Source organism: Mariprofundus sp. EBB-1, from assembly GCF_003665155.1.
Classification (GTDB): Bacteria; Pseudomonadota; Zetaproteobacteria; order Mariprofundales; family Mariprofundaceae; genus Mariprofundus.
Map to the genome: position 1 here is coordinate 1 of NZ_RCFQ01000002.1, position 15301 is coordinate 15301.

Genomic DNA, 15301 nt, shown 5'->3' on the forward strand with positions numbered 1-15301 from the left:
CTACCCAGCTCAGGGGCTTTTTTTTTGTTTCATCGCATATTAGGGCAAGCATCAACGTTTGCTTAAAGCAGCAATTCTCTGATTGCCGTGATAAATGTTTTAGATACAAGTCTAACGGAAAAGACCCGCGTGATATTAAGTAATACCTTTTTTAGAGCACAGGCCTAGCGCAAAAAGGCGAAGTGACATTAAGTCACTTCGCCTTTTATTGCTGGTACCGAGAGCCGGAGTCGAACCGGCACGGCCGTAAAGCCATTGGATTTTGAATCCAACGTGTCTACCAGTTTCACCATCCCGGCAGATTAGTGTGTTTAGCTATTAGTCTGCGACAACACCATTAAGACAGACTTCAGTCTTAGAAACACGTTCAGTTTTTAAGACGGCGCGAATCATGTCATTATCAGAGAAGCTGTCAATAGAGTATGTAGTCGCCGGAGTAGGGTAATGACATATTAAATATCCTCTGTTTTATACATGTATTCAGCATTTTTTACCGCAGAGTACGCAAAGTTGCGCAGAGAAAGTCAAAAGTATTGTATTACAGGGCTCAATATGAATGTAGTGGAGCAAAAAGAACAATCATTGAACCATGATAAATCACCATACCAATGAGAGAGCAGCAAAATCATTGTTTATTGTTTGTTTCTACTTTGCGTCACTCTGCGTCCTCGGCGGTGAATGTTTTTTAAGGTTTTAATGCGATTGCCCTAGTAGTTGGAGTTCTCCTGCTGTTTCCCATTCAGATAGTCTATCTTGCAATCCGGCATAAACAGGCAAGGATATGAACTTATATTTGGTAGGGGAAAGAGAGATCATGGGGCTTGCAAAACATATAGATTTTGACGTTGTCATCGTTGGTGGCGGTGCCATTGGTGCTGTGCTGGCGCTGGAACTGGATCGATTGAATTATAGTGTGGCTATCGTTGAACTGCGCGAACCTCTTTTTTCATCGACCAACCCTGAGCGCGTGGTGGCATTGAATGATGGTTCACGTTGTTATCTGGAAGCTTTGGGTTTGTGGAAAGAGATTGAAGCGTTTGGTTTGGGTGATATCCGTCATATTGTTGTCACTGAACCGGGCAATCGTGGACGTTTTGATTTGCATGCAGATGATCTACAGAGCGCTGATAATGAACATGCCTTGGGTCATGTTGTGGAGATGGGGCATCTGCTTGAACCGATGTATCGGGCTTTGCAGGACTCATCGGTTGAACTGATTGCACCGGCTTGCATTGAAGCCTTTGAAGTACAACAGGATCAGGTCTCGATTCAAATACGCCGTGACGATGAACTATCCACAATTACAGCAGCTTTGCTGGTCGGTGCTGATGGTACTTATAGCCAGATACGTGCTATGGCGGGCATTGGTGTGTTTGGTTGGGATTATAATCGTTTTGGACTGGTGGCATCGGTGACTACAGAGCTTGGCCATCAGGAGACAGCACATGAGTGTTTCAGGTCATCGGGGCCGCTGGCTTTTTTGCCGTTGGCTGATGGTCGTTTCTCTATTGTCTGGGCTGCCACACCGGCTGAAGCAACACAGCTGTTGGCGATGGATGATGAGTCCTTTATCTATGCCCTGCAAAAAGCCGCCGGGGCATCTACGATGTCGAAACTCGGTGCGGTTACCGGGATATCAAAACGCGCCAGCTTCCCGCTTGAATTGACTATCGCCAAATCATTCGCCCAGTCTCGACTGGCCTTGCTTGGAAATGCTGCCCATACCATCCATCCGGTAGCAGGGCAGGGTATGAATCTGGGCTTTCGTGATGTAGAGACGTTGATTGAAGTGCTTGCTCGCGCCAAAGCACAGCAAGGGGATGCATCCGTTGATCCAGGCCAATCGATTCTGATGCAGGCCTATGCAGAGAAGCGACGTGGTGATGTGATGGCTGTGGCGGGATTTACCGAGTCGATGTCACATATCTTTGGCAGTAGTGTGCCCGGCATGAAATGGTTGCGCGGCATGGGGTTGGATAATCTTTCCAGCGTGCCAGCTCTGGCTGATCTGTTGTTGCAACAGGCTTCGGGTCTTGCCCAATTTAAACAGTTTAAACGCCCGGAGGTTCCTCATGCGTGATCATGCTGATGTAGTGATTGTTGGTGGTGGCATGGTCGGTTTGGCGCTGGCTTGTGCTTTAAGGCATACCGGTTTGCGTATTGTGATTGTCGAGCGTGGTGAGCCGCCAGTGCGTCTCTCCCTCGGTAGAGATTGCCGTGTGTCAGCCATTGTGATGGGCAATGTACGCATTCTTGAAGGTTTGGGTGTGTGGAAGCATCTCAAAGATGATGCAGGGCCTATGCGCAGCATGAAGATTTGGGATAATCAGGAGCAGGGTGGTATCCGCTTTGATGCATCCGAGATTGAAGAAGATGCACTAGGTTATCTGATTGAGAACTCCTGCACGCAGCGGGCTATGCATAAAACATTGCTGGATAGTGATGATGTGGAATTCTATTCGCCGGCTGAAATCACAGCCATCGATTGGCAGCCGGGTGATTGGTCGCAAGAAGATTGTTCGAAGAATCCGGCCAGGGTAAGGCTTGCTGATGGGCGGGTGATTACAACACCATTGATTGTAGGGGCTGATGGCGGTCGCTCATGGGTACGTGAGCAGGCTAATATCGGTGTCTGGCAGCGTGATTATGCGCAGAAAGGTGTGGTGGTGAACGTGCGTGCTGAACATCCGCACCGTGGTATCGCTTTTCAACGTTTTTTGCCAACCGGCCCATTAGCCGTATTACCGTTGAGTGATAATGTATGCTCCATTGTCTGGAGTGCAGAAAATGCCGAGGCGGATCGTCTGTTGGCGATGTCCGATGAAGAGTTCCTGGATGCATTGAATCTCACCTTTGGTCCTGTGCTTGGTCGTATTACAGAAGCCGGTGATCGGGCTGCTTTCCCGTTAAAAGGGCAGTTGGCCAAACATATGGTGCGTGAACGCGTGGCACTGGTTGGCGATGCTGCGCATTGTATCCATCCTCTGGCTGGTCTGGGCGTGAATTTAGGCTTGCGCGATGCCATGGTGTTGGCGCAGGAAATCGCTGATGCCAAACGCTTTGAAGAAGATTGGGGCGAGTTGGCGGTTTTAGATCGTTATATGAAACAGCGTATGCCTGATGTGTTATCGGTCATGGGTTCTATGGAAGGACTGCATCGGGTGTTCACGACAAACATTCCGGGCCTGAAAGAAGCGCGTGGGTTGGGCATGCGTATGGTTGGTAATGCCGGAGCGATTAAACATCTACTCATGCGTAATTCGACAGGCTTGTCTTTACCCGTTCCAAAACAAATTCGCACGTAACTATTCTTATTAATAAAAACATTTTACCGCTGAGGACGCAGAGTTACGCAGGGTAAAAGCGAAGCAGGGAGAGAGATTAAGTGCTCAATCAGTATTACCCATATCCACAAATGCTGCGCCCGATAGCTGTCTACATGACCTGCCAGTTTAATCTGCATCTGACTTCCTCTGCGCAACCTTGCGTACTCTGCGGTAGATGCCTTTGAATTTACAATATGGATGATTTGCAAAACTGGCAATATATTGCTGCTGCACTGATTTTTGTCTGGACCGGTTTTGTGCGTTCAGGTTTGGGTTTTGGTGGAGCAGCTCTTGGTTTGCCGCTGTTGCTGCTGGTGGTTGATGATGCACTGGTCTGGCTGCCGTTGATTGGTATTCACCTGCTCTTCTTTTCATCGATCACTGTCAGTTCCCGCATGCAGCATATTGATTGGGCCTACCTCAAAAAAGCACTCGCTATCATGATCATTCCCATGCTGGTTGGGGTGTTCGGGCTGCTAACGCTGCCTTCTGAGTGGGTGGTGGTGTTTGTCTATCTCACCACGCTGTTTTATGCCTGCTGTTATCTGTTTAAGTTTCAGATCCGCAGTAATAATCGTTGGGCTGATCATGTGCTGCTGATGAGTGGCGCCTATGCTGCCGGTGTGTCGCTCATTGGCGCGCCGCTGATTGTGGCGGTGTTCACCCATCACGTGGTCAAAGAGATGTTGCGCAACACCTTGTTTGTGCTGTGGTTTATACTGGTGGTGATCAAACTTTCCGTATTGTGGTCGGTGGATGTGAATTTCTGGTGGTGGCATCACCTGTGGTTGTTACCATGCGCCGCTATTGGCCATGTAGTTGGTTTGAAGTTGCATGATCACCTGATGGCAGGTGACGCGACCAGGTTTAAACAGGTGATAGGCGCTGTGCTGGTACTGATATGTATGGTTGGTCTGTCGGCTCAGTTTGAAAATGTGCTTTAAGTGACAGTAAAGAGGTGTTGAGTGAGTTTAGGAAATATTGATGGCTGGCAATTGATGGGCACGGTGGCGGCGCTGTCATTTACGGTAGGTTTTGTGGATCAGCTTCGTATTACCTATAAAACTAAGAATGTGGATGGCTTGTCATTCTTGCAATGGGCCGTGTTTGCCTCTGCATCGAGTATGTTTACAGCCTATTATGTGCATCTGGATCAGTGGATGATGGTGGCCGTGTCTGTTTTTGGTACGTGCTGCTGTCTAGCTATTCTGGCCATGATGATGCGTTTTAGGAGCACATAATGCGCAGTGCGATGGCCAAACATATTCTGGTCAAAACCAGGCAGGAAGCTGAAGAACTGAAACAGCGCCTAGCCAAGGGTGAAGACTTTGCCAAGCTGGCAAAAAAATACTCTCTATGCCCCTCAAAAAAGCGCGAAGGTGATTTGGGTGAGATCTATCCGGGGCAATTGGTGAAGTCTGTTGAACAGGTCATCTTCAATAAACCGCTTTCGAAAGTGCACGGCCCGGTGAAAAGTAAATTCGGCTTTCATCTGATTGTGGTCTATTTTAGAAATTAAGTACGAGCCTTTATATCGTTCAGAAAAGACTGCACGATCGGCAGCCTGCTAGCGGGGGAGGGAGACCTTTCTATTCTTTCCGTTGAAATAGGGCTAAATAATCACTCCTTTGGGGTGGTGTTTTTTCTGTTTTTTACTCAGGTTTCAGGAGTGTTTGAAAAGAGAGGTTTGATATCAGTGATCAAGACACTATGAGTAATTCCGTGGTTCATATTCTGTCGCCTCAGGTGGCCAATCAGATTGCTGCCGGTGAGGTGGTTGAGCGGCCTGCATCGGCGGTCAAAGAGCTGATGGAAAATGCACTTGATGCTGGCGCCACCAAGGTGGTTGTGCGCATTACTGGGGCCGGAAAAAAATCGATAGTGATTGAAGATAATGGTTGTGGCATGTCGGCGCACGATGCTGAACTCTCCTTGCAGCGCCATGCCACCAGTAAAATTGCGTCTTCAGATGATCTGCATCGCATCGCCAGTCATGGTTTTCGTGGTGAGGCGCTGCCATCCATCGCTTCCGTTTCACGCTTTCGCATGCAGACCGCTTTAGCTGGTAGCAGCGAGGGCATTGAAGTGCGTGTGGATGGAGGAGCTGAGACCGAAACGCGTCCTGCCCCACCGCGCCATGGCACCCGTATTGAGGTGCTGGATCTGTTTTTGAATACTCCGGCACGTCTGAATTTTATGCGTACAGATAAAACCGAAGAAGCCGCGATTGCCGAATCCTTTCGCGCTTTGGCGTTGGCCAACCCTGGTGTAGCAATGCAGTTGGAGATTGAAGGGCGTAGTCGTTTTAATTTTACCAGTCAGGATGAGCGATCCCGTATCATAGCAATTCTGGGTGATGCATTTGCTGAGAATAGTATGGAGCTAAGCATTGAGCATGAAGGTATGCTGGTTTCTGGCCATTTGGGATTGCCTACATTCCATCATCGTGATTCCACCAAAATGATGTTTCTGGTCAATGGCAGGGTTATCCGTGATAAACAGTTGATTGCAGCTATGCGAGCGGGCTATCGCGATGTGATGTTTCATGATCGATACCCTGTAGGGCTTATTCGCATTGAAATAGATCCGGCCGATGTGGATGTGAATGTTCATCCGGCCAAACGTGAAGTACGTTTCAAATCACCACAGACGGTGCGTGCAGGCGTTGTATCCTGTATCCGTGCAGCCATTGAACGCATGGGGCAATCGGTAGCATCTACAACGACTGATCAGGCCATGCATGCCATGCAGCAATCGGGCTCTTCAGACTATCAGCGCCAGGCGGGTACTTCTTCTGGCGCATTTGCTAATGCTTCCATGCCGAATTTCTCATCCGGTGATTTCAGGGTTCCTGTGCGCCAGCCGGCCTCTTCTGCTGCAGGTATGCCAGTAGATCTCCAGCGTATTCTGTTTGCCAGCGGTTCAGCGCATGAACCGGAAGGCTGTTATCAGGTAGATGGGGGGCTGGATTTAGGACATGCCCTGGCTCAAATTCATCGCTGTTATATTCTGGCCCAGACTTCATCCGGTGTTATTCTGGTCGATCAACATGCAGCCCATGAGCGCATGACCTATGAAAAACTGAAAAAGCAGTTGGCGGGTGCGCGTATTGCTACGCAGATGTTGCTTGAGCCGGTAAGTCTTTCTTTGGCTGCTGAATCAGCAGCCTGGCTGCATGATCATGATGATGCCTTGGTGTCATTCGGTGTTGAGATTGATGTGACCGGCGAGGAGTCCTGTTGCATTCGTTCTGTGCCAGCCATGCTTTCGACAGAACCTGTGGCTGAGTTGGTGGCGGAATTGATTGAGGCCTGTCGTCTGCTTGGAGCAGAATCAGAAGCCGGATCCAGTGGACAGGCGCGCGTACTGGAGCGTTGGCTGGGCAATCGGGCTTGCAAAGGGTCGATCAAGTCAGGACGTTTATTGTCACATGAAGAGCAGGAAGCGTTGTTAAGAAAGATGGAGCAGACGCCGAATATCGCACAGTGCAACCATGGTCGTCCGACTTATGTGTCACTATCGCTGAATGATCTTGATCGTCTGTTCGGGCGAAAAGAGTGAGAGGTTTGTTGGGTACAGAATACCGATTGTTAAGGATGGAGCACTAGATGCATCTTGATCCGGTGATTCTGGTTATCACCATTGTACTGTTTTTCTCCATGTTGATGGCTTATGTCGCCATGCGTGTGAAGTTACCTATTGTGGTAGCCTATATTCTTACCGGCGTGTTGCTCGGCCCATCCGGTTTTGCAGTGATTGAAGATCATGGTCTGGTGACCCGTATTGGTGAGATCGGTGTGATCATGCTGCTCTTTTTTGTTGGTCTGGAAGTGTCGATTCCGCGTTTGTTAGAAGGTTGGAAAATAGCATTTATCGGTACCAATATTCAGATACTTGTGAGTGTAATCGCCTGCGTGGCATTGGCGATGCTGTTTGATATGAGTTGGCAGCAGGGGGTGTTGTACGGCTTTATTATCAGTCTTTCCAGTACCGCCGTGGTGCTGAAAATATTGCAGGATTCCGGCGAAATCGAATTGCCGTTGGGGCAGAATGCACTTGGCGTGCTGCTGGTGCAGGACCTGGCAATTATTCCGATGATGGTGATTCTAGGCATGCTGGGAGGCGGTGAAGAGAGCACTGTCTCATCACTGGTGGTTCAGGTTGCCGGTGGTGTAACAGTGATTGGTTTTGTAATCTGGTTAATGCGTACAGGGCGTTTTCATATTCCCGATGCACTGCTTGGCAGTGATGAGCACCGCATGATGCTTGGTCTGTTGCTCTGTCTGGGTTCGGCCACATTGACTGGCTGGTTGGGGCTATCTCCTGCACTAGGAGCATTTCTCGCGGGTGTACTGCTCGCTTCATCGGATCAGTCTGAATGGGTGCATGATCATCTGGGACCGGTGCATATTATTTTCATGGCGATGTTCTTCCTCTCCATCGGTATGCTGGTAGATCTCGATTATTTGATTGCTCATGTTTGGGTTGTCGTTGTCGCCACGCTGTTGGTATTTCTATTTAATGCAGGCACTAATGTGTTCGTCATGCGTGCACTCGGTGAAGATTGGGAGTCGTCATTATTGACGGCTGGCCTGCTCAGTCAGATTGGAGAATTTTCATTCCTGCTGGCTGCGATTGGTTTGCATGTCGCGCTGATTGATGAGCCTCTGCATAGTTTGACGGTTCTGGTCATTGCACTGACCCTGATGCTCAGCCCAATATGGTTGATGTTGATCAAACGTTTCGCCCGTATGCGCGGTGTTGTGAGGGAGAGGGAGTCATGAGTGCAGCATTACAGGCTGTGGCGTTGATGGGCGCAACAGGCACGGGTAAATCTGCGCTGGCCATGCAAGTGGCGAAAGCTACGGGCATGAGTATTATCTGCTGTGATTCGATGCAGCTGTATAGCGGGCTGGATATCGGTACTGCCAAGCCGACAGTTGATGAACGAACACAGGTTGAACATTTTTTAGTCGATTGTTGTGAACTGCCTGATCTCTATTCGGCCGCACGCTGGGCCAATGAGGCACGCATCCATATCAGGGCGCAGAATGCGTTGGGTAAAGTCCCGATCATTGTGGGTGGGACGGGACTCTATTTGAAGGCACTAACACAGGGCTTTGCAGATATTCCGGAAGAGAAACCTGAAGTCAGGGCACATCTGGAAGCGGTGCAGAACGCTTTAGGTACTGCTGAATTGTATCGTTTATTGCAGGCGTGCGATCCGGACATGGCATTGCGCTTAAAAGAGAACGATACGCAACGCATCATGCGGGCACTGTCTGTTTATGAGAGTTCCGGCAAAGCATTGAGTGTATGGCAAAAGCAGGCCGCCGATATTCCTGCCATTGATTGTCCTGTATTTGTGCTTGATGTGGCCAGAGACGTGTTGCGTCAGCGTTTGGCGGATCGTTTTGACGTGATGATGAGCGATGGTTGGATGGAAGAGGTGAAATGGTTGGATGCGCTGCAACTGCCTGATACACATCCTACGATGCGGGCAGTGGGTTATCGTCAATTGCTGGACCATCTGCATGGTGATTTGAGTGTGGATAAAGCGTTAACCGATGGCATTACAGCGACCCGGCGTTATGCTAAACGACAGGTAACATGGTTTAATCACCAGGCGAAAGATGCAATCCATGGCGATGCGCAAGCAATTCAGACGTTCATCATGGCTTGTATGCACAGGCAGATAGATAAGATTGGTCATATTGATCAAAGTGAACAAACAGGGGTAGAAGATGGCTGAGACACATGATGTCGCATTAGAGAAGGATATCGCCATCAGCGTACATCCTGAATTTCCTACCAAACAGCTTGGTGCATATGCCTGGAAGGCACGGGCTGAAGAGTTTGATCTATTGGTAGATTCCAGTGGCTGTGAGCTGGTTGAATCAACGCGCGTGAATGTGCGGCGTATTACATCGGCTACGCTGTTTGGTTCAGGCAAGGTTGAGGAAGTGCGCTTGTTGGTTGAAGAACATGAGGCAAAAGTGGTGTTTGTTGATCACCCTTTAACGCCGGTACAGCAGGGTAAACTTGAGGACGCCTGGACAGCCAAAGTGGTAGATCGTACAGGTCTTATCCTGGAGATTTTCGCATCCCGTGCCCGCACGCGAGAAGGTATTTTGCAGGTTGAGCTGGCCAGTCTGAATTATCAGATGGGCCGACTGGTGCGCAGTTGGACCCATCTGGAACGTCAGCGTGGTGGGGTTGGTCTGATGGGCGGACCTGGTGAGCGCCAGATTGAGCTGGATCGACGTATGATCCGGGATAAGGCCATATCTCTTGAAAAAGATCTGGAAAAAATAAAACGTATGCGAGCCACACAGCGGGCTGGCCGGCAAAAGAAAGATATGCCAACCGTGGCCTTGGTGGGCTATACCAATGCGGGCAAGTCAACCCTGTTCAATCTTCTGACCAATTCCGGTGTCTATGTGGCAGATCAACTGTTTGCCACCCTTGATCCGACCCTGCGTTTGCTTCAGATAGGAGATAACTTGCGTTTGATGCTCTCCGATACGGTGGGTTTTGTGCAGGAGTTGCCGCATGAACTGGTGGATGCTTTTAAAGCGACACTGGAAGAGGTGATTGAAGCAGATCTCATTTTGCATGTGCGTGATGCGTCTGATCCGATGAAGGCTGAGCATGCCAAGGTTGTGCATGAAACACTCGAGCAGTTGGGTTTGGTAGGCGACTATGCGCCTCCGATTGTTGAAGTCTTGAACAAGAAGGATCTTGCTCCGGAGCTTGAGAGTTATCGTGCCGATGAGATCGCCGGCAGTCGCATGGCTATTTCTGCGCTTACCGGCGAAGGCATGGACGCGCTGGTGCAATTGCTGACCGACTGGCTGTGCCAGGAGATGCGTGAAATGCATCTCAAATTGAATCTTTCGGATGGGAAAGGCCTGGCGTTCTGCTATCAGCGCGGTGCGGTGCTGAGTAAAAATTGTGATGATGATAGTATGCATGTTGTGGTTCGCTTAAATACACTTGATGCGTTAAAGTTTATTGAAGATGATGGCTTCCATCGATTGCGCTGACTCAATCAATGTGATGATTTATAGACTAGTATGCGTGCGAACCTTTGTTGAGTTGCGCATCAGCTCAATATCTAGATAGAGATGCTCTATCAACCCGGCCTATTCATGAATAGGTCGGCTTAGAACGACTCACCAATATGTTGAATATTGGCAAGGAGATAACGTGCCACAAACAGTATCTGAACCAGTAGATTCAAATTTACCGCTTGATCATAAGGATCTCTATATCAATCGTGATTTAAGTATGCTTGAATTTAATCGGCGTGTGCTTGAAATGGCTGGTGACCCCAATACACCATTGTTGGAACGGCTTCGGTTTTTATGTATTTACACATCGAATATGGATGAGTTTTTTGAAGTTCGGATAGCTATTCAGAAGCATCGGCTTGCCCTTGGTTCGTTGAGTACAGGGCCGGATGGTTTGACTGCAACGGATATACTGTTGAAAGCGCGCGAGAGAATTGAAGAATTGGTGTCGGAGCAATATAACCTGCTCAATGAAGATCTGTTGCCTGCCTTGCGCGAGGAAGGGATTCGCATTTTACCTCGCGTAGAATGGACAGACGAGCAGTCCGATTGGGTTCGTAAATTTTTTAAACGCGAATTGTTACCAGTGCTGACTCCGATTGGGCTGGATATGTCGCACCCCTTTCCAGGTGTGCTGAGTAAAATTCTCAATTTCATTGTAGCCCTTGATGGTAAAGACGCATTTGGACGTGAGTCTAAGTATGCCATTGTGCAAGCTCCACGATCACTCTCCCGTGTGATTCAGTTACCCGATGATATTAGCAATTCAGAACATAACTTTGTGTTTTTGTCCTCGATTATTCATGAACATGTTGGTGATTTCTTCCCGGGTATGAAGGCAAAATCTTGTCACCAATTCCGCATTTCACGCAACAGTGAATTAATCGTTGATGAGGAAGAAGTTGATGATTTGAAAAAAGCGGTGGCAGGTGAACTGCTTGAACGCCGTTTTAGTGCGCCTGTGCGTTTGGAAGTGTCGAATAAATGTCCTGAAGAACTATATACGTTTTTGTTGCAACAATTTAATTTGCATGAAAGTGATTTATATCGGGTTAATGGGCCTGTTAACCTGTACCGGCTGGCAGCTATTTATGACAATGTGGATCGTCCTGACCTCAAATATCCACAGTTTGACCCGGGTGTGCCTGCCAGTTTACAGCTTGAGGATGAGGATATGTTCAGTGTCATTCGACGCGGAGATGTGCTCTTGCATCATCCATTTCAGAGTTTTAAACCTGTCGTGGAGCTGATTAATCAGGCAGCAGCAGATCCTGATGTATTGGTTATTAAACAGACGATGTATCGGGTAGTGCCTGACTCACCGATTGTTGACGCTCTGGTTAAAGCAGCGCGTGCCAATAAAGAAGTTGTGGCGGTGATCGAATTGCGTGCACGCTTCAATGAAGAAGACAATATTGCGCTGGCTGACCGCTTGAGTGGAGCTGGAGTGCAGGTGGTTTACGGTGTGCTTGGTTATAAAACCCACTGTAAAATGATGCTGATTGTGCGCAGAGAAGGGCGCAAGCTATGCCGATATGTGCACTTAGGTACAGGTAACTACCATACCATTACCACTCACTTTTATACTGATTTCGGCATGCTTAGCTGTGCCCCTGACCTGGGTGAAGATGTGCATCGGGTATTTCAACAATTGACGGGTATGGGACGTGTGTCCAAATTGAAAACCATGTTGCAGTCACCATTCTCACTGCATAGCGGTTTGATTGAACGCATTGGATTGGAGGCGGCCAATGCCAAAGTATATGGAAAGGGTCGTATTATCGCTAAAATGAATGGTTTGGAAGAACCCGAGATGATAAGGGCCTTGTACAAGGCATCACAGGCTGGCGTGAAAATTGACCTTATTGTGCGTGGTATTTGCTGCTTGAGGCCAGGCATCAAGGGGGTTTCTGATAATATTCGCGTTCGTTCAGTACTCGGCCGCTTCCTCGAACATACACGCGTCTTTTATTTTTATAATGGTGGGGAACCTGAAACGCTGTGCGCAAGTGCTGACTGGATGGGACGCAATTTGCTCAGGCGTGTGGAAACATGTTTCCCTGTACGTGACAAAAAACTGGCGCGTGAGATTATGACATTGGGTTTACGGCCATATTTGACCGATAACACAGGCGCATGGGCAATGCGTAAGGAAGGTGATTATCGACGCGTGCGTTCAAAATCCAAGCTACGTAGTGCGCAGCTGCTTCTTATGAAGACGCTTGGTCGCCTTGGTGGGTGAAATTATGTGTCTGCTTTTACATTGAGGTCAATGTGTAGTTTTCTGTCGAAAGCCTGCTTAATGTAATCGACGGTTTGTAAAGCAGCCCAGCGTTCCAGCATCAAGTCACCATCGCCTTCAAGATGTAGTGTGATATTATGATGATCTGTTTCGACATAAATATTGTGTACACGGTCTCGTCGTTCTTTGTTTAACGCGATGCCGAGCCGAAGCAAAGCACTTAATTGCCAGGCTTTGGCCTGATTTTCAGTCGATAGACTAGTAAAGTCACGATGTGCTTCCGAAGGTGCCGCTTTACGTTGATAACGTACAACTTGAGCCAATAAGGCCTTTTCGTGCTTGCTCAAACCTAGTAGCGGAGAGACCGAGATGATGTAAGCAGCATGACGATTGTGGCCACCAACACGGATGTACATGCCTATTTCATGTACCAGTGCAGCTACCTCTAATAGCAATCGTTCCAGATGTCCCAGTTTGTGCGTGGCAGCCATTTGGTCAAACAGGGCAAGCGAAAGCCTGGCGACGTGTTTGCAATATTTTTGGTCTACATGGTATTTCCTTTTCAGGCTGCGCGTCCAGGCGATAAGATTGTTGCGTTTTGACAGGAAAGTACGTTCTTCTCCGTCCATCATATCAAGAATGATACCATCAAGCAGACTGGCATCTGGCATGGCCATCTTTTTGGCACCAGCCAAAGCCATGATTTCATAAAACACCATGGTTGCAGGCAATATGACATCGGCCCTGTCGGGACGTAATCCCAGGTCGCGTACGCGTTCCTCGAAGCTGAGAACGGATATTTCATCAATCAATATGCCGAGTTCTTTGCGGCTGATCTGTTGTAAAGACTCGGTTGCCAGCAGCTGGTGCGCTAGTTCACCGATGGCACCGGCATTACCTCCGGTAGCAATGCACAGATCTGCTTTGCGTTTACCAATTTGTTCGCGAATTTTCTTGCGCATGCCATCCAGATATTCAGAGAGAAGTGTATTGAAGTCTCCACCTTTCCCCATCATTTCGAGCAGACGAACGGTACCAATTTTAAAACTTTGGGACGCAACCACCTCGCCGTTGTCGCAAAGCGTGATCTCCACACTGCCGCCGCCCATATCTACCAATAGGGTGAATTTATCAGCCAGATCCACGCGCCGGGAAATAGAGTAATGCACCAGCCTTGCTTCTTCCTCTCCGCTGATAAGTTGCAGCTTAATATTCGTTTCATCCCGGATGCGCTTGACCAGTTCGGCTCCGTTTTTGGAGTCACGCATGGCACTGGTGGCAGTGGCGCGATAGGTACCAATTTGTTGTTGATCGAGAATGCGCCGAAATTGACTAAAGGCCTCTACAGCATCATCCATGGTTTGCTGGCTCAAGATGCCAGTGGTGAAGGCATCGTGCCCCAGCCGTACGGCTTCACGATAACGTTGAATGAGCCTGGGCATGCCATCTGCATCACGCGTGGCTACACCCATACGAATAGCGTTGGAGCCAACATCAATAGCGGCGACCATGGCACCCGGTTCGGGTAGTGCATCATCTTCGACGAGGTTGATAATTTCCATGTGCTTATGATGCCTGCTGTTCAATACGAGGCCAACAAATTAATTTGATATTCATTTGACATGCGACGGTATCGGTTTGGTTTTTTTATAGTAGTGCTGTATACTGTTTTTTCCTTTCAAGCGGGGAATAACTATCAAAGGGGTATGATTGTCATGACAACAGAGGCAACAGGTGAAGTAATCCAGTGCAGTGGTTCACAGGAGGAGCTAATGACGAATGTCCGTTGTTTTGATGCGCTGGCAGAAAAAAATGATTTAAGTGATGAGAAGATAAAAAAGATCCTGGTTAAATATCAGCAGGAGCAGGAACTCAAGCCGTTTCAGGCAGAGCTTATTCATTTACAAACATATCTGGAAGAGACAGGGAAGCGTATGATTATCCTGTTTGAAGGTAGGGATGCTGCGGGCAAGGGCGGCACCATTCGCCGTGTCAGCCGCTATATGAATGAAAAACATTATCGCATCATAGCGCTAGGTAAACCGACCGAAGAGCAGCGTGGTCAGTGGTTCTTTCAGAAGTATGTATCTCAGTTTCCACATGGTGGTGAAATCGCCATGTTTGATCGCAGTTGGTATAACCGTGCGATGGTGGAACCGGTGTTCGGCTTTTGTAGTGATCAGGAGTATAAAAATTTCATGAAAGGAGTGGTGGGGTTTGAAAAGGACTTGGTACGTCAGGGAACGATTCTAGTGAAAATCTATTTTTCAGTGACCAAGGATGTGCAGCAGAAACGCTTTGATCGCCGTAAGGATGATCCACTCAGGCAGTGGAAGTTGTCTGAAGTTGATGTGATGGCGCAGGAACGTTGGGATGATTTCGATAAGGTGAAGTATGAGATGTTAAGACGTACGCATACTGCCGCTGCTCCGTGGACGGTCATTCGTTCGACCAATAAACATCTGGCCCGTTTGAATGCTATCAAATCAATCCTTAATGCTGTGGACTATGAAAAGATTAATAGAGAGCTGAACTATATACCTGATGATGATGTGGTGGTTTCCGGAGCGCGTGAAATTGAGTTGATGCAGCGAGAGCGCTTGCGTAAGGGGCAAAAAAGATTCTGAATAAATTTACTGATGATTGAAAAAGGAGGGTGA

Annotated in this window: 12 protein-coding genes and 1 tRNA gene; 11 read left to right on the forward strand and 2 right to left on the reverse strand. The window is 48.3% G+C overall.

Annotation, left to right across the window (positions count from 1 at the left end):
- Positions 1-212: 212 nt before the first annotated feature.
- Positions 213-299 (reverse strand) — tRNA-Leu (locus D8Y20_RS00970).
- A 515-nt stretch (positions 300-814) separates the two neighbouring features.
- On the opposite strand from D8Y20_RS00970, the gene D8Y20_RS00975 reads away from it, so the two are divergent.
- The 10 genes from D8Y20_RS00975 (at position 815) to ppk1 (ending at position 12641) form a co-directional block, all read left to right on the forward strand.
- The gene (locus tag D8Y20_RS00975; RefSeq protein WP_121541166.1) at positions 815-2080 is read left to right on the forward strand and encodes an FAD-dependent monooxygenase; all 1266 of its coding nucleotides are present in this window, start codon (positions 815-817) and stop codon (positions 2078-2080) included.
- Positions 2073-3305: a UbiH/UbiF/VisC/COQ6 family ubiquinone biosynthesis hydroxylase gene (locus D8Y20_RS00980; RefSeq protein WP_121541167.1), complete on the forward strand. Its 1233-nt coding sequence runs from the start codon at positions 2073-2075 to the stop codon at positions 3303-3305. Before D8Y20_RS00975 ends, D8Y20_RS00980 begins: the two co-directional genes overlap by 8 nt.
- Before the next feature lie 215 nt (positions 3306-3520).
- Entirely contained in the window at positions 3521-4270 is a 750-nt protein-coding gene (locus D8Y20_RS00985; RefSeq protein ID WP_121541168.1) for a TSUP family transporter, read from the forward strand.
- Between the two features lie 21 nt (positions 4271-4291).
- Positions 4292-4567, forward strand: a complete 276-nt coding sequence (locus D8Y20_RS00990) for a PQ-loop domain-containing transporter (protein ID WP_236075174.1) — start codon at positions 4292-4294, stop codon at positions 4565-4567.
- The gene (locus tag D8Y20_RS00995; protein ID WP_121541169.1) at positions 4567-4845 is read left to right on the forward strand and encodes a peptidylprolyl isomerase; all 279 of its coding nucleotides are present in this window, start codon (positions 4567-4569) and stop codon (positions 4843-4845) included. Before D8Y20_RS00990 ends, D8Y20_RS00995 begins: the two co-directional genes overlap by 1 nt.
- A 191-nt stretch (positions 4846-5036) precedes the next feature.
- Complete coding sequence (gene mutL / locus D8Y20_RS01000; RefSeq protein ID WP_121541170.1) at positions 5037-6887, forward strand: DNA mismatch repair endonuclease MutL; 1851 nt, start codon at positions 5037-5039, stop codon at positions 6885-6887.
- 47 nt (positions 6888-6934) lie between these two features.
- Positions 6935-8110, forward strand: coding sequence for a cation:proton antiporter (locus tag D8Y20_RS01005; protein ID WP_121541171.1), 1176 nt, complete (start codon positions 6935-6937; stop codon positions 8108-8110).
- The gene (gene miaA / locus D8Y20_RS01010) at positions 8107-9078 is read left to right on the forward strand and encodes a tRNA (adenosine(37)-N6)-dimethylallyltransferase MiaA (protein ID WP_121541172.1); all 972 of its coding nucleotides are present in this window, start codon (positions 8107-8109) and stop codon (positions 9076-9078) included. Before D8Y20_RS01005 ends, miaA begins: the two co-directional genes overlap by 4 nt.
- Positions 9071-10372 carry a GTPase HflX gene (gene hflX / locus D8Y20_RS01015; RefSeq protein ID WP_121541173.1) on the forward strand — a complete coding sequence of 434 codons (1302 nt, stop codon included), beginning with the start codon at positions 9071-9073 and terminating at the stop codon, positions 10370-10372. The genes miaA and hflX overlap by 8 nt, the downstream gene beginning before the upstream one ends.
- 163 nt (positions 10373-10535) lie before the next feature.
- Entirely contained in the window at positions 10536-12641 is a 2106-nt protein-coding gene (gene ppk1 / locus D8Y20_RS01020) for a polyphosphate kinase 1 (protein ID WP_121541174.1), read from the forward strand.
- A gap of 2 nt (positions 12642-12643) precedes the next feature.
- Here ppk1 and D8Y20_RS01025 read toward each other — a convergent pair whose 3' ends face one another.
- Entirely contained in the window at positions 12644-14203 is a 1560-nt protein-coding gene (locus D8Y20_RS01025; RefSeq protein WP_121541175.1) for a Ppx/GppA phosphatase family protein, read from the reverse strand.
- A gap of 210 nt (positions 14204-14413) precedes the next feature.
- On the opposite strand from D8Y20_RS01025, the gene ppk2 reads away from it, so the two are divergent.
- Positions 14414-15268, forward strand: coding sequence for a polyphosphate kinase 2 (ppk2, locus tag D8Y20_RS01030; RefSeq protein WP_121541176.1), 855 nt, complete (start codon positions 14414-14416; stop codon positions 15266-15268).
- Positions 15269-15301: the final 33 nt, after the last annotated feature.